Here is an 18910-nt window from a genome sequence, read left to right as displayed (position 1 = left end):
TCGGCGATGAAGGGTCACACGCGACGGGACGTAGTACGCAGCGCGGCGATCGTGGCGGCGGGAGGGTTCGCGGCGCAGCTGGTGGGCGGTGGCTCCGCCGGTCTGACGTTGGCGGGCGCGGCGACACGGACACCGGCGGGCGGCAGCGGCTTTCCGTTCCTTCAGGGGGCCTTCGCACCGGTGACGAAGGAGGTGACGGCGTTCGATCTGCCGGTCACCGGCCGCATCCCCCGCGAACTGAACGGCCGCTATCTGCGGAACGGCCCGAACGTGCTGGGTCTCGAGGACCACCGGGCGCACCACTTCATGCTCGGCGAGGGCATGGTGCACGGTGTCCGGCTGCGCGACGGCCGCGCCGAGTGGTACCGCAACCGCTGGATCCGTTCGTCCGGTGTGGCCAGGAAGCTGGGCGAGCCCTACCACGGTCCGGTGCCGGAGAACGACTTCGCGAACAACACCCATGTGATCGCGCACAAGGGCCGCGTCCTGGCGCTGCAGGAGAGCGGGCCGCTGCCCTACGAGCTCGACGAGGAACTGAACACCGTCGGCACGTACGACTTCGGCGGGACGCTGAACGGCCCCTACACCGCGCACACCAAGTACGACGCCCACGCCGGTGAGCTGCACGCCGTCACCTACTACCCGACGTGGGACCACATCCGGCATCTCGTGGTCGACCACGCGGGGCGGGTGGTCAGGACCACCAGGATCCCGGTGGCGGACAGCCCGATGATGCACGACTTCGCGCTCACCAGGAAGTACGTGATCATCTTCGACATCCCCGTCACGTTCGATCCGGTGGCCGCCGAGGCGGGCAAGCTGGTGCCGTACATCTGGAACGACGACCACCCGTCACGGGTCGGGGTGCTGCCGCGGGACGGCGGGCGGATCCGCTGGTTCGAGGTGCCGCCCTACTTCCACTCGCACACCCTCAACGCCTACGACGAGGGCGATTCGGTGGTCGTGGACATCACCACCTACCCGGCCCCCTTCTACGTCGACGGACGGGGCTCCGACGGTCCCTCGTCGTTCAGCACCCCGTCGCTGAACCGGTGGACCATCGACCTGGCGCACGGCCAGGTGCGGTTCGCCCTGCTCGACGACCGGCCGCAGGAGTTCCCCCGGGTCAACGAGACGATGGTCTCCCGGCGGCACCGGTACGGCTACTCGGCGGCGGCCGCCGAGATGTTCACGGCCTACGAGACGGTCGACGGTGTCCCGCCGGACGAGTCCTTCAGCAACGCGCTGATCAAGCAGGACCTGGTCCGCGGCACCTCACAGGTGCACCGGCTGCCGCAGGGCGCGGCGGCCGGTGAGGCGGTCTTCGTCCCGCGGCACGGCTGCGATCCGCATCCGACGGCGGCCGAGGACGACGGCTACACACTGGCGTACGTGCACAACCCGGACCGCGGAGCCACCGACCTGGTGATCCTGGCCGCGCAGGACTTCACCGGCAAGCCGCTCGCCCGCATCCACCTGCCGGCACGGGTACCGCTCGGCTTCCACGGCAGCTGGGTCGCGGACGAGTGACCTCACTCCGGCCGGCCCCCGCCGGCTCAGCCGCTCACCGCCACGGGCGCCGCACCCGCCGTACGGGTGCGGCGCGCGGCGGGGACGACGAGCGGGGTACCGGTCTCGGGGTCGTCGATGACCTGGCAGCGCAACCCGAAGACCCGTTCCACCAGTTCCGCGGTGACGATGTCCCGCGGTGCGCCCTCGGCCACGACCTTTCCGTCCCGCAGCGCGATGAGGTGCGTGGCGTAGCGGGCGGCGTGGTTGAGGTCGTGGAGGACGGCGACGAGGGTGCGGCCCTGCTGTTCGTGCAGATCGGCACAGAGGTCGAGGATCTCGATCTGGTGCTGGATGTCGAGGTACGTCGTCGGCTCGTCGAGCAGCAGCAGCGGGGTCTGCTGGGCGAGCGCCATCGCGATCCAGACGCGCTGGCGCTGACCGCCGGAGAGCTCGTCGACATAGCGGTCGGCGAGGTCGGCGACCGCGGTGGCGGCCATCGACTCCCCGACGATGCGTTCGTCGTCCCGCGACCACTGGCGCAGCAGCCCCTGGTGCGGATAGCGGCCGCGTGCGACGAGATCGGCGACGGTGATGCCGTCGGGTGCGACCGAGGTCTGGGGGAGCAGCCCGAGGATCCGGGCGGCCTTCTTCGCGGGGAGCGACCCGATCGCCTGTCCGTCGAGCAGCACGGAACCGGCCGTGGGTTTGAGCATCCGCGACAGGGCGCGCAACAGGGTCGACTTGCCGCAGGCGTTCGGGCCGACGATGACGGTGAAGGAGCCGTCGGGGATCGCGACCGAGAGGTTCTCGGCGATGACGCGCTCGTCGTAGGCGAGGGTGAGGCCCTCGGCGGTGAGCCGCGGGGTTCCGGCACGGTGCTGCATGGGGTCCTTCCCGGCGGGACGGTGGACGGGGTGCGTCGGGGGTGTCATATCCGGCCCGCCTTGCGTTCGTTGACCAGCAGCCACAGCAGATAGCCGCCGCCGAGCATCCCGGTGACCACACCGGCCGGCAGCAGACGGTCGCCGAACAGCCGCTGGGCCGCCCAGTCGGCGCCGACCAGCAGGGTGGCGCCCATGCAGGCGGCGGCCGGCAGGTTGGGGCCGGCGGAGCGGGTGAGCCGGCGGGCGAGCTGGGGCGCGGTGAGGGCGACGAAGGCCACCGGGCCCGCGGCGGCGGTGGCGGCCGCGGTGAGCAGGACGGCGGCGAGCATCAGCACCAGCCGGGTGCGTTCCACCCGGACCCCCAGCGCGTACGCGGCGTCGTCGCCCATCTCGAGCATGCGCAGCGCCCGGCCGCGGCCGAGCACCAGGGGGACGAGGACCGCGCAGGTGATGAGCAGCGGCCGGACCTGGGTCCAGTCCCGGCCGTCGAGCGACCCGGTCAGCCAGACGACGGCGCGGGCGGCGTCGACGTAGTCGGCCCGGGTGAGCAGATAGCCGTTGACCGCGCCGAGCACGGCCGCCGCGCCGATCCCGACGAGCACGAGGCGGTAGCCATGGATGCCGCGTTTCCACGCCAGCAGATAGACGGCGGTCCCGGTGGCCAGCGCCCCGGCGAAGGCCCCGCCCGTGACGGCGTACGTCCCGCCGTGGAAGAGCACGATGACGGTGAGCGCGCCGGCGGCGGAGCCCTGGCCGAGACCGATCACGTCGGGGCTGCCGAGGGGGTTGCGGGAGACGCTCTGGAACACCGCGCCCGCGATGCCCAGGGCGGCGCCGACGAGCAGCCCGACCAGGACGCGCGGCAGCCGCACGTCGTTGACGATGAACTCCTGGGCGGCGGTGCCGCCGCCGGTCAGGGTGCTGAGCACCTCGCCGGGTGACATCGGGTAGTCCCCGGTGCCGATGAGTGCCACGGCGAGCACCGCCGCCAGGGCGGCGAGCAGCAGGACGACACCGGCGGCCCGGGTGTCGAGGCGGACCGACAGCCCGCCCTTGGTGCGCAGTACGGAACCTCTCACAGCTGGGCCATCCTTCGGCGGCGTACCAGGTGGATGAAGACGGGCCCGCCGATCAGGGCGGTGACGATGCCGGCCTGCAGTTCGCCCGGCCGGGCGACGAGCCGGCCGGCGATGTCCGCGCCGAGCAGCAGGACGGGCGACAGGATCGCGGCGTACGGAAGCGTCCAGCGCAGGTCGGGGCCGGTGATCGAGCGGACGATGTGCGGCACCATCAGACCGATGAAGACGATCGGCCCGCAGGCGGCGGTGGCCGCCCCGCACAGCAGGGTGATGGCGGTCATCGCCAGCACACGGGTCCGGGTCAGCGAGGCGCCCAGGGCCCGCGCGGTGTCGTCGCCGAGGGCGATCGCGTTGAGCGGGCGGGCCAGGGCGAGGGCGAGCAGCACTCCGGCGCCGATGAACGGCGCGACCTGGGCGACCACGGTCATGGTGGCGGACGCGAGCGAACCGACGGTCCAGAAGCGCATGGTGTCGAGCGCCGCGGTGTCCAGCAGTTCGACGGCGTTGACATAGCCGTAGAGCGCGGCGGTGAGCGCGGTGCCGGCCAGCGCCAGCCGCACCGGGGTCGCTCCCCGGCTGCCGCCGAGCGCGTACACCAGGACCGATACGGCCGCGGCGCCGAGGAAGGCGAACCAGACGTACCCCGTCAGCGAGGTGACGCCCAGGAAGCTGATGGCGGAGACGACGGCGGCCGAGGCGCCGGCGTTGACCCCGAGCAGTCCGGGGTCGGCCAGCGGGTTGCGGGTCAGCGCCTGCATGACGGCGCCCGCCAGCCCGAGCCCGGCGCCGACCAGCAGCCCGAGCAGGGTGCGCGGCACCCGCAGTTCACGGACGACGACATCGGTACTCGTGCCGGTGCTGTGGAACAGCCCGTGCCAGACCTGGTCGAGCGGGATCGGTTTGGCGCCGGTCGCGACGCTCGCGATGGCGATCAGCACCAGGACGCCGGTCGCTGCGAGCAGTCCGGCGGCGCGGGTCGCGGCACGCCGCCGGGGGGCGGCTCTCTCGGCCGCCGGTGCTCGGGCGGGACTGTCTACGAACATGCGGTTAGGTTAGCCTACCCTCACATCACCTCCCCAAGAGAGAAGCGCTCCATGCACACCCCCCGCTCCTCGTCCCCCTCCCGCCGCGCCCTGCTCACCGCGGGCGGCGCCCTCGGCCTCGGCGCGCTCGTCGCCGCCTGCGGGGGCGGCGGAGGGAAAACCGCCGCGGAGCCGGACCGGGCGAAGGGGCCATGGAGCTTCCGGGACGACCGCGGTACGACGGCGAAGTCGGCCGGCACCCCCGCGCGAGTGGTGGCCTTCACCGCGGCCGCGGCCGCTCTGCACGACTTCGGCGTCGAGTGCGTCGGGGTCTTCGGCCCCACCAAGCTCAAGGACGGCAAGGCCGATCCCCAGGCCGGCGACCTCGACGTCGCCAAGGTGACCGTTCTCGGCAACGCCTGGGGCGAGTTCAACGTCGAGAAGTACGCGGCCCTCGCCCCCGACCTGCTGGTCACCAACATGTACCAGCCCGACGCCCTGTGGTACGTGCCGGACGACAGCAAGAAGAAGATCCTCTCGCTGGCGCCCAGCGTCGCCTTCACCACCGCCGGCGTCTCCCTCACCGAGCCGATCCGGCGCTACGCCGAACTCGCCGCGTCCCTCGGCGCCGACCTGAAGGCCGCGAAGGTCACCGACGCCAAGGCCCGTTTCGAGAAGGCCGCCGAGACCCTGCGCCGCGCGGCCAAGGCCAAGGGCGGCCTCAAGGTCCTCGCCGCCTCCGGCAGCGCCGACCTGCTGTACGTCTCCACACCCGGCGTCTACGCGGACCTGAGCTACTTCCGCTCCCTCGGCCTGGACATCATCACGCCCGGCAAGGTCACCGGCGGTTTCTTCGAGAACCTGAGCTGGGAGAACGCCGACAAGTACCCCGCCGACCTGATCCTGCTCGACGACCGCACGGCCGCGCTGCAACCCAAGGATCTCGCCGCGAAGCCCACCTGGGCCCAGCTCCCCGCCGTCAAGGCCGGCCAGATCACCCCGTGGGCCAGCGAACCGCGCTTCTCCTACGCCGGCGCCGCCCCGCTGATCGAGCGGCTGGCCGCCGCGGTCGAGAAGGCGGTGAAGGTCGCATGAGCGAGCTGCCCTTCCGCTTCTTCGACCTGCGGGTCCTGCGGACGGCCCGGCTCGCACCGGACTTCGTGCGGGTCACCTTCGGCGGCACCGACCTGGCCCCGCTCGCCTCCGGCGGACGGGACCAGCGGTTCAAGCTGTTCCTGCCGCAGCACGGCCAGGACGCCCCGGTCATGCCCGACCCGTCCGACCCCGACTGGTTCACGGCCTGGCGCGCGCTCGACCCGGAGGTCCGCGGCCTCATGCGCACCTACACCGTCGCCGAACTGCGCGACGCGGGGGAGCCGGCCGGCCGGCCCGCCGAACTGGACGTCGACTTCGCCCTGCACGGCGACATCGGCCCGGCCTCCCGCTGGGCACAGGCCGCCCGCCCCGGCGACCGGGTCACCATCCTCGGCGCGGTCGAGGAGGACAACGGGGGCATCGACTTCCGGCCGCCGCCCGGCACCGACACGGTCCTGCTCACCGCCGACGCCACCGCGCTGCCGGCCGTCGCCGGCATCCTGGCCTGGCTGCCGCCCGGCCTGCCCGCGAAGGTCTGGATCGATATCCCGCACGCCGACGACCGCCGAGAACTGCCCAGCCGGGCCGACACCGTGGTGACCTGGCTCATCGGCGACGACGCGCCGCCGGTCCTGGAGGCCCTGCGCGCCGCGGAACTGCCCGGGAGCACGCGGTACGCCTGGATCGCGGGGGAGTCCGGGACGGTCAAGGCGCTGCGCCGCCACCTCGTCTCCGAGCGCGGGTTCGACCGTAAGGCGATCACCTTCACCGGCTACTGGAAGCGCGGCAGTTCGGAGGACGAACTCATCGCCGAGGTGGTTGCCTGAGCCGTCGCCCCGGCCGGTGGGCGGAACACCGGTCCGGTGTCCCGTTCCGGCCGGTCGGGGTCCGGCACTTGAGTACCGTTCGAGGGGAGCGGTGCAAGAGTGGTCGGGGCAGTTCGCCGTGCCCCTCGGGGAGGAGTCCCGCACATGCCCCAGAGGTTGACGCGCCCATGGGCCGCCGCACTCGCCCTGCTTCTGGCCGTCCCGGTGGTCGCGGCCTGCGACGGTATGGACAAGGCGCTCGACTGCGCCAAGATCGCCGCCCGGATCGCCGGGGATGTGCAGGATCTGCAGTCGACGGCCACCAATATCGGCCAAGTGTCGGAGCAGAGCCGCCGCCAGGACACCTCCGCCTCCCTGTCCAAGCTGGAGAAGGACCTCCAGGAGGTCGGGGGTAACAGCGTCCACGTGGACGTCCGCAAGGCCGTCGACGATCTGTCCGTCGCCCTCGGCCGCGCCAGGGACCGTGCCAAGGACGGCAAGGGGCCCGACGTCACGCCCCTCGCGGACGCGGCGGGCCGGCTGTCCGTCGCCTGCACGAAGGGATAGCGAACCGCCGTCAGGGACGGGGGGATTCCGGGCTGGTGCGGTCCTGGCCGGTGCGGTCCGGCCGGGTGGTCGCCGTATGGGCGGCGAGGACCAGTTGGACGCTGTGGTCGACGAGGCGTTCGCGCGGGACGTCCAGGGTGCCGCGGAGGTGGCCGGCGAACAGGTTCGCCAGGCCGCCGACCAGGGCATAGGCGGTCATCCGGCGGCCGGAGTCGTCCGTGCCGTCCGCGAGCTGGCCGTCGATGAGGCCGGTGAAGGACGGCATCAGCCGGTGGCTGTGCTCGCCCAGGACCGGATCGGCGAAGGGTTCGAGGAGCAGCAGCCGCCCCTTGTGCGGGTCGTCCAGGACGAGCGCGACGAACGCCTCGACGGCGGCGCGGGCCCTGGCCGCCGGCTCCGGCGAGGTGCGGGCGACGGCGTCGGCGAGCGTGTCGCGGGCCTCGGTGGCGACCCGTTCGAAGGCGGCGAGCAGCAGCGCGTCGCGGTCGGCGAAGCTCTCGTAGAAGTAGCGGTCGGTCAACTTGGCGCGGCGGCAGACGGAGCGGACGGTCACGGCCGCGCTGCCGTCCTCGCCGGCGAGGCTCAGGGCGGTCGCGAGCAGCGTCTCGCGGCGCGTCTCGCGTCGGGCGGCCAGCGTGCTGCCGCCCCAGGTGCGATCGCTCAACAGGGTCTCCTCGTAGGTGTGTTGACGACACCTGTCCGCACATTCTAATCTGGGCATCCTATTCTGATGACATGCGTCATCAGTTGGAGGTGCACCGTGTCGGACGTCTTACCGCTCGGACCGGAATCACTCACCTGGAAGTACTTCGGAGACTGGCGCTCCCTGCTGCTCGCCCCCTGGGCGGGCTCGATGCAGAACATGCACCCCGAACTCGGCGCCGGCGTCGCCGAACACTCGCGCTTCTTCGAGGAGCGCTGGGAGCGGCTGTTCCGCTCGCTCTATCCGATCGGCGGCGTCGTCTACGACGGCCCTCGCGCCGCCGAGACCGCGCGGACCGTCCGCGGCTACCACGACACGGTCAAGGGCGTGGACCGCACCGGCCGCCCGTACCACGCGCTCAACCCCGGCACGTTCTACTGGGCGCACGCGACCTTCTTCGTCCTGACCATGCACGTCGCGGAGTACTTCGGCGGTGGGCTCACCGAGGCGCAGCGGCGGCAGCTCTTCGACGAACACGTGCGCTGGTACGCGCTGTACGGGGTGAGCATGAAGCCCGTCCCGGCGACCTGGGAGGACTTCCAGGCGTACTGGAGCCACATGTGCGCCGAGGTGCTGGAGGACAACGAGCCCACCCGGCAGGTCCTCGACCTGGGCGCGGTCGCCAGACCGCCCGCCCTGCGCCTGCTGCCCGTTCCGGTGTGGGACGTGGCCCGGATACCGCTCGCCCGGCTGACGCTGTGGATGACGGTCGGCATGTATCCGCAGGCCGTACGGGACCGGCTGGGCTACGACTGGACGCCGCGCGACGAGCGCAGACTCCGGGCCCTCGGACAGCTCGTGAACCGGGGCATGCGTTTCGTTCCGCACGAGCGCCGCTTCCACCCCCGGGCGCGGGCGGGCTGGCGGCGGGAGAGCGGCCGGCCGCCGCTGGGCGCGCCCACTGTGCACACCCCGCTCCGCAACCTCCCCCCGGCCGATGAACGGCATCTGCCGCAGCACTACATGCCGGGGGACTGACCCCAGGGCGTGACCGCCGTTGCTCCCTGCCGCACACTGGGGCGGCAGCACCGCCCCTCGGCTCGGGAAGTCCGGCGTTTTCTGTTGTCCCCTCGCCGCGCGGGAGTCTCCTGAACGGCAGACAAGTGCCGATCCCGGCGGAAGGCGCCGGGGCGGGACGACGGCGAACGACAGGGAGCACAGCGCGATGCGAGGAACCGAGCGGAGCGGCGGACCGGACACCGGCACGGTGATCGCGGCCCGGGGCGGCGACCGGCGGGCGCTCGACGAGCTGCTCGCCGACTGCGTCCCGCTCGTCTACAACATCGTCGGACGGGCGCTGAACGGGCACAGCGACGTCGACGACGTGGTCCAGGAGACGCTGCTGCGGATCGTGCGCGGGCTGCCCGACTTGCGGGATCCGCGGTCCTTCCGCTCCTGGATGGTCGCCATCGCCGTCCACCAGGTGCGCGACCGGGAGCAGCAGCACCGGGCCGCGCGCCATCGCCGCGCCGATCTGGAGGCCGCCGAGCAACTGCCCGATCCGGGCTCCGACTTCGCCGCGCTCACGATCCTGCGGCTGCGCCTCACCGACCAGCGCCGCGAGGTGGCCGAGGCCACCCGCTGGCTCGACGGCGACGACCAGGAACTGCTCGCCCTGTGGTGGCTGGAGCAGACAGGTGAACTCGACCGGGCCGAACTGACCGTCGCCCTCGGCCTGTCGGGGCGCCATGCCGCGGTGCGCGTCCAGCGGATGAAGGAACAGATGGAGACCGCCCGCGCGGTGGTGCGCGCGCTGCACCACGTCGGGCAGCCGGGCAGCTGCCCGGAGCTGGCCGCCGTCACCCGCGACTGGGACGGAACGCCGAGCCCGCTGTGGCGCAAGCGGCTGGCCCGGCACGTACGCGGCTGCGCCGCCTGCGGCGGGCGGATCGGCGAGCTGCTGCCGATGAACCGGCTGCTCGGCGGGCTGCCGCTGCTGGTGCCACCGGCCGGCCTGGTGGCGCACGCCCTCCCGGCTGCCGCACCGCATACGGCTGTCCCGCATACGGCCGTCCCGCATACGGCGGTTCCGCACGCCGCCGTTCCGCGTACAGCCGTCCCGCACGCCGCCGTTCCGCATCCGTCCGGCCTGAGCGGTGCGCCCGGAAGGCCGCGGGCCGCGCACTCCCGTCCGCCGCGCGGCGCACGGTCGGTGTTCCGGCGCCCTCCCGTCGCCGGCGCGGCGGCGCTGGCGGCCGCGGCGGTCATCGTCGCGGGCGTCCTGGTGGCCAGCCATCTGACCGCGAACCCTCCGGGCCCGCTCGCCGCCGACGCCGCGCCCGCGCCGACGCCGTCCAGGTCCGCCCCCCTCATCCCGCAGGCCGCGGCACCGTCCGGCATACCGTCCGCGGTGCCCACCCCCTCCCGTACTCCCACACCCACCGCGACCGCGACCGGTTCCCCGTCCCGGCACCCGGTCCCGGCGGCGACGGTTCCCGTCGCGCGCTCGGCGAAGAAGGGTGTGGGCGTCTGGACGTTTCCCGGGGTGGACTGGGCGCTGACGCAGTCCGGCGCGAGCTGGTACTACACCTGGTCCACGCAGCATCAGGGGGTCGCGGGGTCCGGCACCGCCGGCTTCGTCCCGATGATCTGGGGCGCCGCCTCCGTCACCGACGCCGCCCTGGCGCAGGCCCGCGCCGCCAGCCCCTACCTGCTGGGCTTCAACGAGCCCGACATGGCCGCGCAGTCCGACATGACGGTGGAGCAGGCGCTGTCCCTGTGGCCCCGGCTCACCGCCGCCGGCCGGACGGTCGGCAGCCCGGCCGTGGCCTACGGCGGTGACACCGCCGGTGGCTGGCTCGACCGCTTCATGTCCGGGGCCGCCGCCCGCGGCTACCGCGTCGATTTCATCGCGCTGCACTGGTACGGCGGGGACTTCTCCACCCCCGACGCCGTCAGCCAGCTGAAGTCGTATCTGCAGGCCGTCCACGACCGGTACCACAAGCCGATCTGGCTCACCGAGTACGCCCTGATCAACTTCTCGCACGGCACCAGGTTCCCCACCCCGCAGCAGCAGGCCTCCTTCGTCACCGCCTCCACCACCATGCTGGCGGCACTGCCCTACCTGCAGCGTTACGCCTGGTTCGGCCTCCCGGCCTCGGACACCGCTCCCAGCAGCGGCCTCTTCCGCAGCGGAGCCGTCGCGACCGACGCGGGCCGGGCGTTCCGCGCCGCGCGCTGAGGCGTGGCAGGCTCGCGGCGCACTGGGTAGGGTCGGAGACATGGCTGCACAGTTCGCGCGGGAGACGGGCACCAAGGGCGAGTTCACCCGGCAGGCGAACCGCTTCACCGATCGGATCACCGCCGACGGCGCCGGCGGGCGGGTGCCCGAGGCGGGCCGCTACCGGCTGATCGTCTCGCTCGCCTGCCCGTGGGCGCACCGCGCGATCATCGTGCGGCGGCTGCTCGGCCTGGAGGACGCGATCGGCCTGGGCGTGGTCGACCCGATCCGTGACGAGCGGGGATGGCGCTTCACCCTGGACGAGGGCGACCGCGATCCGGTGCTCGGGATCGGCTTCCTGTCCGAGGCGTATCTGCGGACGGATCCGGCCTACGAGGGCCGCGTCACCGTCCCGTCCCTCGTCGACACGGAGACCGGGACAGTCGTCACCAACGACTACCCGCGGATCACCCTCGACCTCGAGACCGAATGGACCGCGTACCACCGGCCGGGCGCCCCCGACCTCTATCCGCCGCACCTCCGTCCCGAGATCGACGCGGTCGCCGACGAGCTGTTCCGCGACGTCAACAACGGCGTGTACCGCTGCGGTTTCGCCTCGTCGCAGGAGGCGTACGAGCAGGCGTACGACGCCCTGTTCAGCCGTCTGGACGTGCTCACCGAGCGGCTGGCGGGACAGCGGTACCTCGTCGGCGACCGGATCACCGAGGCGGACGTGCGGTTCTTCACGACGCTGGTGCGCTTCGACGCGGTGTACCACAACCACTTCAAGTGCAACCGGAACAAGCTCACCGAGAACCCGGTGCTGTGGGCCTACGCCCGCGACCTCTTCCAGACCCCCGGCTTCGGTGACACGGTCGACTTCGACCAGATCAAGCGGCACTACTACGCCACCCACGAGCAGCTGAACCCGTCCCGCATCGTGCCCAAGGGCCCGGACCCGTCCGGCTGGACCACCCCGCACGGCCGCGAGACCCTGGGCGTCTGAGACCCCGCACTCCGGTTGGGTGGACCGCATGCAGCGGACGGCCGGCCGGCTCCTCGGCGGCCCGCGCGTGCCAGGATGGCGCCATGTTGGAGATCAGTCCCCTGCGTCCCTGGGACCGTGTGAAGTGGGAAGTGCTGGCGCGCGGTTACCTGGCGTTCTACGAGACGACCGTGCCCGACGCGGGGTACGAGGAGACGTGGCAGCGACTGATCAACGGCGGGGAGCTGTACGGGATCGCCGCGCGCCTGGACGGCGAGGTCGTCGGCATCGCCCACTACCTGTTCCATGCCAACGTCTGGTCGGCCGGCGCCTGTTATCTGCAGGACCTGTTCGTCGACGAGACGGCGCGGGGCCAGGGGGCGGGGCGGGCCCTCATCGATCAGGTGGCCGAGGCGGCGCGGGAACGTGCCGTGCCGCGGCTGTACTGGCACACCCGGCAGGACAACGCCCAGGCCCGGGCGCTGTACGACAGGGTGACGCGTTACCACGGTTTCGTCTGCTACGTCCTGCCGCTCGACTGACGGACCACGTCCGGATGACGGCCCGTCACCGGTCGCGTACACCGTGCTGAGCTGGGGGTCCCGCAGGACCTGAGTGTTTCTGCAGTGTTGCCGAGCACGGTCATCACCTTCCGCCTGAGGAGGTGATGTCATGAAGAAGATCACTGTGCGCAAGAACGGCCCGGTCAAGCTGACCTCGGCTTCGTCCCAGTACGGGACCTGGCCCTGGTGCTGATCTGAGTTCCGCTGTTGGCCCGTGTGCGGGAAGCCCTCCCGTGCGCGGGCTCAGGCCGTTGCAGGAGACGCGTGATGACAGCACCGCATCCGGAATTCCATGAGCTCACCTTCGTGACCGAACGCGACGAGGTCACTGTGGGGCGCCCGGACATCGAGTCCTACGTGACGTTCCCGGCGGACGGCGCCGAACTGCTGCGACGCCTCATGGACGGCATGGAGACCACCGCCGCCGCCCGCTGGTACCAGGAGACCTACGGCGAGCCGGTCGACATCACGGACTTCCTCAGCACCCTCGACGACTGCGGATTCGTCCGCTCGGAGGGCGAGGACACCGCACGCCTGGGTACGGTGCGCCACCAGCGGCTGGGGCGCTGGCTGTTCTCACCCCCGGCCTGGATCGTCTTCGCCGTGCTGACCGCCGCCGGCATCGTCGCGATGGTCCGCGAACCGCAGGCGCGCCCGCACCCCCACGCGATCTTCCTGGCGGACTCCCTGCTCCTCACCCAACTCGTGCTGCTGCTCGGCCAGATACCGGGTCTGCTGTGGCACGAGATGTTCCATGTGCTGGCCGCCCGCAGGCTCGGCGTCGGATCCAGGATGACCGTGGGCCGGCGGATGTACTTCCTCGTCCTGGAGACGCATCTCGACGGCCTGCTCGGCGTACCGAGCCGGCGCCGCTATCTGCCCTTCACCGCCGGGGTCCTCGCCGACGTCCTGCTCTTCTCGGCCCTGACGGTGGGCGCCGCCGCCGACGCGGCCGACGGCGGGCTGTCCTGGCCGGGCCGCGTCGCCCTCGCGTTCGCCTTCCCCACGCTGTTCAGGATCGCCTGGCAGTTCTTCTTCTTCCTGCGCACCGACCTGTACTACATGGTGACGACGGTGCTGGGCTGCACGGACCTGCACGAAGCGGCGACCGCCCGGCTGCGCCGGCAGTGGCGGTGGGTGCCCGGCGTGCGCCCCAGGCCCGCCGACGCCGGGCCGTGGTCGCCGCGCGACGCCGCGGTCGCGCGCTGGTACGCCCCCGCGATGATCGGCGGCGTCATCCTGCTGTTCGGCTGGGCGGCCCTCGCCATCATCCCGGCGCTGGTGGAGTTCGTGACCCGAGTGGCCGCCGGGCTGACCGGCGACAGCGGCACCGGCCTGTACTTCTGGGACTCCATCGGCTCCGTCACCGTGATCCTCGCGCAATTCGCCTTGCCGTTCCTCCTGCCGGCCAGGAAGAGCGCCCGCAGAGAGGAACGCACCACATGAGCAGCAACCGCCAGACGCCCCGTCACAGCTGGCTCAGCGGACCCGACCGTACGGTGCGGGCCGCGACCGCCGGAGCACTCGCTGCCGCCGGGCACCTGACCACCGTCGACTGCCACCGGCGGCTGCGCGGACCGTACACCGCCGCGGGCAGCCTGCTGCGCGCCATCGTGCCCGAAGTGCTGCGGACCAGGCCCGCGCTGGTCGCCCGGCACGCCATCGAGATCCTGTCGGTCGCGCCCGAGCTCAAGGACCTCGTCGACGCGCCACCGCAGACGCTGACCTCCCTCGCGTCGCCGACCGAGCGGACCCGGTACTACTCGCCGCTGCGCACCCGCAGAATCGCCCATGGACTCACCGAATTCCTCAACGCGTGGGCCCAGGAGGCCGGTTCGACGGCCGGCCGGCCGCAACTGGTCCTGTTCGACAACCTGCACGCCGCCGACCCGACCGACCAGGAACTGATCACGGTCCTGCTGCGCCGCGCCAGGACCGAGGTCCTCACGATCGCGATCGGCACCAGCGCCTCCCCGGACCTTCCCGACGGGCTGGCGCAGGCCCTGGACCGCCATACGCGGCGCACCGAGCTGCCGGCTGCGCCCACGGCACCCGACACCCGGGTGCCGAACGAACTCCTCCAGGCGTACATCACCTCCGACGGCACCAGCGACATCCCCGCGGAGGCGGCCGCCTACCGGAACGCCGATCCGCGGCTGCGCTCCGGACTGCACCGCGTCCGCGCCGTCGAACTGGAGGAGGAGGACGACTGGAGCCTGCGGCTCGGCGCCATCGCCTACCACCGGGCGCACGCGGGCGGCCGGACCGACGACGAGTGCCGCGACCTGCTGACCGCCGCCGACTACTGCCTGCGGATGGGCTACTACGACGCGGCCATCGAGCTCGGCGGCCAAGGACGCGACAGCTTCGATCCGGTGGCACAGGAGCGGCTGTACTGCGTGGCCGGCGGCAAGACGGCCCAGGCGCTGGGCGCGCTGGGACGTACCGAGGAGGCGGAGGTGATCTACCGCGAGCTGCGCGGCCGGTACACCGACCCGGTGGTGCACATGGTCTCCAGCTACGCCCTGTCCATGCTGTACACCCGGATCCACCCCGCGGAGCGCCAGGACTCGGAGCTGGCGAAGCAGTACGTCAACAACTCCATCGCCATCGCCAAGCAGCTGCCCGACCCGGCCGACCGCGCCTTCCACACCGTCTTCCACGAGAACGGACTGGCCCTGGTCGAACTGCGCCGCGGCCACCCCGAGACCGCCCTGCGGCTGGTCACCGAGGGACTGGCCCGGCTGGACCGCGAGCTGGAGCCGGGCAAGCAGTCGCTGCACCGCTCCGTGCTGCTGCACAACCGGGCCCAGGTGAACGTGGCCCTCGGCCGGCTGGACGAGGCGCTGGAGGACTTCAACGGCGTCCTCGCGCTCGACCCGTACTACCCCGAGTACTACTGCGACCGTGCCGCACTGCAGTACAAGCGGGGCGACCTGGCAGCCGCGCTCGCCGACTACGACAAGGCGGCCACCCTCACCCCGCCCATCCACGAGCTGTACTACAACCGGGCCGACGCCCGCGCGGCCGCCGGGGACACCGACGGCGCGATCGGCGATCTGCGGTACGTGCTGGAGCTCGAACCCGACTACCTCGCCGCCCGGGTCAACCTCGTCTCCCTGCTCATCGACGAGGGCGACACCGAACTCGCCTCCGCCCAGCTCGCGCAGGGCCTCGAACTGCACCCGGGCGAACCGGACCTGCTGTGCACGCGGGGCCTGATCGCCATGGAACAGGACGACGCCGACGAAGCCCTGCGCGCCTTCGACGAGGCACTCGCCGCCGACCCGCTGCGCTCGGCGGCGCTCGCCAACCGTGCCGTCCTGCACTACGAGGCCGGCGACCACGCCGCCGCCGTCGCGGACCTGACCCGCGCCCTGGAGGTGACCGGCGACGACGCCGACCTCCTCTACAACCGCGGCTTCGCCCACCAGGCGGCCGGCAGCTGGCGGGCCGCCATCGCGGACTACCGGCACGCACTCGACCTGCCGGGCGCCGACCGCGACGCCGTCGAGTGCCAACTCGCCGAATGCCAGGCCGCCCTGGCGGTCGCGGTCGCGGGCTGAGGGGGCGCGCGCTCCGACCGGTGCGGGAATCACCCGGTATGGCGGACGCGCGCCCGCGGTCTGGTCGGAGGGCGTGGAGTCGGGCAGCCTCGAGCAACTGGTCGGCGACGCGGTGGCCTGCGCCCTGGCCGCGGGCGAACCGGAGCAGGCCGCGGTGCTCATGGAACACGGCCGGGTGGCGCTGCTGGCCCATTCGTCCGGCCCCGGCGAGACATTGGCCGCCATCCGTGAGCGGGCTGTGGTGGCTGCCCACCGTGTCATGACTCCGGGAGCTCCCCTGGACGGCGGACCGGAACTCGCCGACGGCCGGCTCACCACCGAGACGCTCTGGCGGTCCCGGCCGGACGACCCGCAACTCGTCGTGCTGTCCGGCTGCCGCACCGCGTCTCCGGCCCAGGACCTGCTGGGTGACGCCGACCGCGGCAGGGAACGGAGATGGGAGGCCGTCAGCCTGGCCTCGACCCTGCATCTGGCCGGGTACCGCCATGTCATCGGCACCCTCTGGGAGGTGTGGGACCGCGTCTACGCCGACGTCACGGAGCCGTTCTACCAAGGGCTGCTCTCCGGCGCCGAAGGCTTCGACCCGGACCGTTCCGCCCGCGCCCTGCACCACGCGCTGGTGGTGATGCGGAGCCGCTATCCGCACATCCCGTCGCTCTGGGCGGCCCATGTGCACGTGGGCCCGTGAAGGCGCCTCCTCAACGGGAGACCGGGCCCGGGGTAATCTGCGCGGACACCGACGGTCTGGGGACATGCACGTGAACGTAGTCATCTTCGGCGCATCCGGCATGGTCGGCCAGGGGGTCCTGCGCGAGTGCGTGCTCGACGACCGGGTCGAGAGCGTCCTGGTGGTGGGCCGCGCGCCGCTCGGCCGGAGCCACCCGAAGGTCCGCGAGGTGATCCACCAGGACTTCACCGACTTCTCCGCGATCGAGGACGAGTTCACCGGCCTCGACGCGTGCTTCTTCTGCCTGGGCGTCTCCTCGGGCGGCCGCAGCCAGGAGGAGTACCTGCGGATCACGCACGACTACACCCTCGCCGCCGCGACCCCGCTCGCCGCGCACAACCCGTCCCTGACCTTCACCTACGTTTCGGGAGAGGGCACCGACAGCACCGAGCGGGGCCGTTCGGCGTGGGCCCGGGTGAAGGGCAGGACCGAGAACGAACTGCTCGCCCTGGACTTCCACGCGTACATGTTCCGCCCCGCCTGGATCCAGCCCCGGAACGGGGAGAAGTCCAGGACCCGCTGGTACCGGCTGGCGTACAGCCTGACGTCCTGGCTCTACCCGGTCCTGCGCAGGCTGGCACCGGGACACACCACGACGACCGAGCACCTGGGACGGGCCATGCTCGCCGTGGTCGCCCTCCAGGGCGCCGGCGAACACGTTCTGTACAGCAAGGACATCAACCGGCTGGGCGGCGCCTGACCACTGCGCGGCCGCGGGGGTCGTACGGTGGAGATCGTTGTACCTCGATCCACCGTCCGCTCCGATCCCCGGGTGACCTCATGTGCTGGACCGCGACAGCCGACCTCGTGGCGGGTACCGGCATCGCCGCGGTCGGGGTGGTCTGCGTGGCGCGGGTGCGGCGGGCCCGCGATCTGCCGATCGCGGCGCTGCCGCTGATCCTCGGCGCCCACCAGATCGTCGAGTCCGTCGTCTGGCGCTCCGACGGCGGCGCGGGACCGGCCACCACGGCCTGGGCCGTCATCGCCCTGCCGCTGCTGCCGGTCTGGGTGCCGTTCGGGGTGCTGCTCGCCGCGCCCAGGAGCGCGCGGCGGCTGCTGATGATCCCGGCCCTCGTGGGGCTCGTCACCGCCGTGACGCTCGCCTACTTCCTCACCACCCGGACCGTGACCGCCGACGTCCGCGGCCACACCGTCGGCTACGGTCTCGACCTGCCGCAGTCGTCGCTGATCATCGCGGGCTATCTCGTCGCGACCATCGGTTCGCTGCTGCTCAGCGGCGACCGGTTGCTGCGGCTGCTCGGCGGACTCGTCGCGGCCGGCGCGCTGGTCTGCGCGGTGGTGTGGCGGCTGGAGTTCATCTCCACCTGGTGCGCCTTCGCCGCTGTCGCCTCCCTCCTCGTCCTCGCCTGGGTGCACCGCCGCCCCGCCGGGCCGTGACCCGGGGCGCCGGGCGCCGGAAGGTCCCCGCACCGTGCGGTGCGGGGACCTCGGGCCATCAGACGGAACGGATCAGGGACGCGGTCTAGCCGCGCGCCACGATCCCGGCCGCCAGGCCGTTCACCCAGAGCCGGTCCACCCGAGCGCGTTCCGTTGCGTTCGGAACCTCGTTGCGGCAGGAGGTGCCGGGGCCGCCGCCCGACATCAGCTCGCTGCACGGACCCGAGTAGTGGTCCGGGAGACCGAGCACGTGCCCGGTCTCATGGGCGACGACACGGATCGAGTCGTACTGCTGGTTCTGCCGGTAGTCCAGGAAGATGTAGCCGTTCCCGTGACCGTCGGTGCTGGCGTACGAGCCCTGGCTGGAGTTGCCCTCGTAGTACGCGAAGTCCGCGTTGCTGCCTTCCTGGAGCTTCACGTTCTTCTCCGCGGAGTTCCAGATCTGCGCGCTGCGCGATATCTGGGACCTGAACGACGGCGCGTTTCCGGTGCTGTAGATGAGAGTGACGGTCTGCAGGCCGGGGTTGGCCGCGCGCTTGGCCGCGACCGACCGCTGGACGGCGTCGAAGAACGCCTTGTTGGCGGCCGCGTTCTCGTTGGACCCGGCGTAGGACGCCGAGGCCTGGGCCGCGGACCGGTCCGCCTGGGGGGCGGCGGCGATGGCGGGCACGGTGCCCAGACTCGCAGCGAGGCCGATGCCCAGCGCTGCCGTGAGCAGCACCTTGGGGTATCGCATGGGGGGTCTCCTTCTCCTCCGAGAAGCCGTCGGTCGCTGTCGGGTACAGCTGAATCGGGGGGAACGGCGACCGGGGCTGGGGGATGAACTGCTGTTGCCGGTGAGTG

Annotated in this window: 18 protein-coding genes; 13 read left to right on the top strand and 5 right to left on the bottom strand. The window is 72.2% G+C overall.

Annotated features, from left to right (window positions below; translation table 11 throughout):
* Positions 1 to 6: 6 nt before the first annotated feature.
* A complete protein-coding gene (locus tag LNW72_RS04770) occupies positions 7 to 1530 on the top strand; it encodes a carotenoid oxygenase family protein (protein ID WP_250974201.1) in 1524 nt (507 codons plus the stop codon).
* Between the two features lie 26 nt (positions 1531 to 1556).
* Here the strand turns inward: LNW72_RS04770 and LNW72_RS04765 are convergent, their stop codons facing one another.
* The 3 genes from LNW72_RS04765 to LNW72_RS04755 are packed head-to-tail and all read right to left on the bottom strand — an operon-like array spanning position 1557 to position 4518.
* Positions 1557 to 2396, bottom strand: coding sequence for an ABC transporter ATP-binding protein (locus LNW72_RS04765; protein ID WP_250980020.1), 840 nt, complete (start codon positions 2394 to 2396; stop codon positions 1557 to 1559).
* A gap of 44 nt (positions 2397 to 2440) precedes the next feature.
* A complete protein-coding gene (locus LNW72_RS04760; protein WP_250974200.1) occupies positions 2441 to 3475 on the bottom strand; it encodes an iron chelate uptake ABC transporter family permease subunit in 1035 nt (344 codons plus the stop codon).
* Positions 3472 to 4518: an iron ABC transporter permease gene (locus tag LNW72_RS04755; RefSeq protein WP_250974199.1), complete on the bottom strand. Its 1047-nt coding sequence runs from the start codon at positions 4516 to 4518 to the stop codon at positions 3472 to 3474. The genes LNW72_RS04760 and LNW72_RS04755 overlap by 4 nt, the downstream gene beginning before the upstream one ends.
* Before the next feature lie 51 nt (positions 4519 to 4569).
* Between LNW72_RS04755 and LNW72_RS04750 the strand changes: the two genes are divergently transcribed.
* The 3 genes from LNW72_RS04750 to LNW72_RS04740 all read left to right on the top strand — a co-directional run bounded on the left by LNW72_RS04750 (position 4570) and on the right by LNW72_RS04740 (position 6965).
* Positions 4570 to 5592 (top strand): ABC transporter substrate-binding protein, encoded by a 1023-nt coding sequence (locus tag LNW72_RS04750; protein ID WP_250974198.1) that lies wholly within the window; start codon positions 4570 to 4572, stop codon positions 5590 to 5592.
* The gene (locus LNW72_RS04745) at positions 5589 to 6419 is read left to right on the top strand and encodes a siderophore-interacting protein (RefSeq protein WP_250974197.1); all 831 of its coding nucleotides are present in this window, start codon (positions 5589 to 5591) and stop codon (positions 6417 to 6419) included. The genes LNW72_RS04750 and LNW72_RS04745 overlap by 4 nt, the downstream gene beginning before the upstream one ends.
* A 144-nt stretch (positions 6420 to 6563) precedes the next feature.
* Positions 6564 to 6965: a hypothetical protein gene (locus LNW72_RS04740; protein WP_250974196.1), complete on the top strand. Its 402-nt coding sequence runs from the start codon at positions 6564 to 6566 to the stop codon at positions 6963 to 6965.
* A gap of 10 nt (positions 6966 to 6975) precedes the next feature.
* Here LNW72_RS04740 and LNW72_RS04735 read toward each other — a convergent pair whose 3' ends face one another.
* Positions 6976 to 7629, bottom strand: coding sequence for a TetR/AcrR family transcriptional regulator (locus tag LNW72_RS04735; protein WP_250974195.1), 654 nt, complete (start codon positions 7627 to 7629; stop codon positions 6976 to 6978).
* A gap of 96 nt (positions 7630 to 7725) precedes the next feature.
* On the opposite strand from LNW72_RS04735, the gene LNW72_RS04730 reads away from it, so the two are divergent.
* The 9 genes from LNW72_RS04730 (at position 7726) to LNW72_RS04690 (ending at position 18067) form a co-directional block, all read left to right on the top strand.
* Positions 7726 to 8646, top strand: coding sequence for an oxygenase MpaB family protein (locus LNW72_RS04730; protein ID WP_250974194.1), 921 nt, complete (start codon positions 7726 to 7728; stop codon positions 8644 to 8646).
* Positions 8647 to 8833: 187 nt separating this feature from the next.
* Positions 8834 to 10849 carry a sigma-70 family RNA polymerase sigma factor gene (locus tag LNW72_RS04725; RefSeq protein ID WP_250974193.1) on the top strand — a complete coding sequence of 672 codons (2016 nt, stop codon included), beginning with the start codon at positions 8834 to 8836 and terminating at the stop codon, positions 10847 to 10849.
* A gap of 40 nt (positions 10850 to 10889) precedes the next feature.
* Positions 10890 to 11834, top strand: coding sequence for a glutathione S-transferase family protein (locus LNW72_RS04720; protein WP_250974192.1), 945 nt, complete (start codon positions 10890 to 10892; stop codon positions 11832 to 11834).
* Positions 11835 to 11917: 83 nt separating this feature from the next.
* Complete coding sequence (locus LNW72_RS04715) at positions 11918 to 12355, top strand: GNAT family N-acetyltransferase (RefSeq protein WP_250974191.1); 438 nt, start codon at positions 11918 to 11920, stop codon at positions 12353 to 12355.
* A 288-nt stretch (positions 12356 to 12643) separates the two neighbouring features.
* A complete protein-coding gene (locus tag LNW72_RS04710) occupies positions 12644 to 13822 on the top strand; it encodes a hypothetical protein (RefSeq protein WP_250974190.1) in 1179 nt (392 codons plus the stop codon).
* A complete protein-coding gene (locus LNW72_RS04705; protein WP_250974189.1) occupies positions 13819 to 15942 on the top strand; it encodes a tetratricopeptide repeat protein in 2124 nt (707 codons plus the stop codon). The genes LNW72_RS04710 and LNW72_RS04705 overlap by 4 nt, the downstream gene beginning before the upstream one ends.
* Before the next feature lie 73 nt (positions 15943 to 16015).
* Positions 16016 to 16630, top strand: a complete 615-nt coding sequence (locus LNW72_RS04700) for a CHAT domain-containing protein (protein WP_250974188.1) — start codon at positions 16016 to 16018, stop codon at positions 16628 to 16630.
* 64 nt (positions 16631 to 16694) lie between these two features.
* On the top strand, positions 16695 to 17369 hold the full coding sequence (locus tag LNW72_RS04695) for an epimerase (RefSeq protein ID WP_250974187.1): 675 nt from the start codon (positions 16695 to 16697) through the stop codon (positions 17367 to 17369).
* An 80-nt stretch (positions 17370 to 17449) separates the two neighbouring features.
* Entirely contained in the window at positions 17450 to 18067 is a 618-nt protein-coding gene (locus tag LNW72_RS04690) for a DUF6629 family protein (RefSeq protein WP_250974186.1), read from the top strand.
* Between the two features lie 85 nt (positions 18068 to 18152).
* Here LNW72_RS04690 and snpA read toward each other — a convergent pair whose 3' ends face one another.
* Positions 18153 to 18803 carry a snapalysin gene (snpA, locus tag LNW72_RS04685; protein ID WP_250974185.1) on the bottom strand — a complete coding sequence of 217 codons (651 nt, stop codon included), beginning with the start codon at positions 18801 to 18803 and terminating at the stop codon, positions 18153 to 18155.
* Between the last annotated feature and the right edge of the window lie 107 nt (positions 18804 to 18910).

This window comes from Streptomyces sp. RKAG293 (genome assembly GCF_023701745.1).
Lineage (GTDB): Bacteria > Actinomycetota > Actinomycetes > Streptomycetales > Streptomycetaceae > Actinacidiphila.
This window is presented reverse-complemented; position numbering and strand designations above follow the sequence as displayed.

What these genes read in the sequence shown, in the direction of transcription:
- LNW72_RS04770 (WP_250974201.1), top strand. Translation starts at nt 7, where the DNA reads ATGAAGGGTCACACGCGACGGGACGTAGTACGCAGCGCGGCGATCGTG.
- LNW72_RS04765 (WP_250980020.1), bottom strand. Translation starts at nt 2,396, where the DNA reads ATGCAGCACCGTGCCGGAACCCCGCGGCTCACCGCCGAGGGCCTCACC.
- LNW72_RS04755 (WP_250974199.1), bottom strand. Translation starts at nt 4,518, where the DNA reads ATGTTCGTAGACAGTCCCGCCCGAGCACCGGCGGCCGAGAGAGCCGCC.
- LNW72_RS04750 (WP_250974198.1), top strand. Translation starts at nt 4,570, where the DNA reads ATGCACACCCCCCGCTCCTCGTCCCCCTCCCGCCGCGCCCTGCTCACC.
- LNW72_RS04745 (WP_250974197.1), top strand. Translation starts at nt 5,589, where the DNA reads ATGAGCGAGCTGCCCTTCCGCTTCTTCGACCTGCGGGTCCTGCGGACG.
- LNW72_RS04740 (WP_250974196.1), top strand. Translation starts at nt 6,564, where the DNA reads ATGCCCCAGAGGTTGACGCGCCCATGGGCCGCCGCACTCGCCCTGCTT.
- LNW72_RS04725 (WP_250974193.1), top strand. Translation starts at nt 8,834, where the DNA reads ATGCGAGGAACCGAGCGGAGCGGCGGACCGGACACCGGCACGGTGATC.
- LNW72_RS04720 (WP_250974192.1), top strand. Translation starts at nt 10,890, where the DNA reads ATGGCTGCACAGTTCGCGCGGGAGACGGGCACCAAGGGCGAGTTCACC.
- LNW72_RS04715 (WP_250974191.1), top strand. Translation starts at nt 11,918, where the DNA reads ATGTTGGAGATCAGTCCCCTGCGTCCCTGGGACCGTGTGAAGTGGGAA.
- LNW72_RS04710 (WP_250974190.1), top strand. Translation starts at nt 12,644, where the DNA reads ATGACAGCACCGCATCCGGAATTCCATGAGCTCACCTTCGTGACCGAA.
- LNW72_RS04705 (WP_250974189.1), top strand. Translation starts at nt 13,819, where the DNA reads ATGAGCAGCAACCGCCAGACGCCCCGTCACAGCTGGCTCAGCGGACCC.
- LNW72_RS04695 (WP_250974187.1), top strand. Translation starts at nt 16,695, where the DNA reads ATGCACGTGAACGTAGTCATCTTCGGCGCATCCGGCATGGTCGGCCAG.
- LNW72_RS04690 (WP_250974186.1), top strand. Translation starts at nt 17,450, where the DNA reads ATGTGCTGGACCGCGACAGCCGACCTCGTGGCGGGTACCGGCATCGCC.
- snpA (WP_250974185.1), bottom strand. Translation starts at nt 18,803, where the DNA reads ATGCGATACCCCAAGGTGCTGCTCACGGCAGCGCTGGGCATCGGCCTC.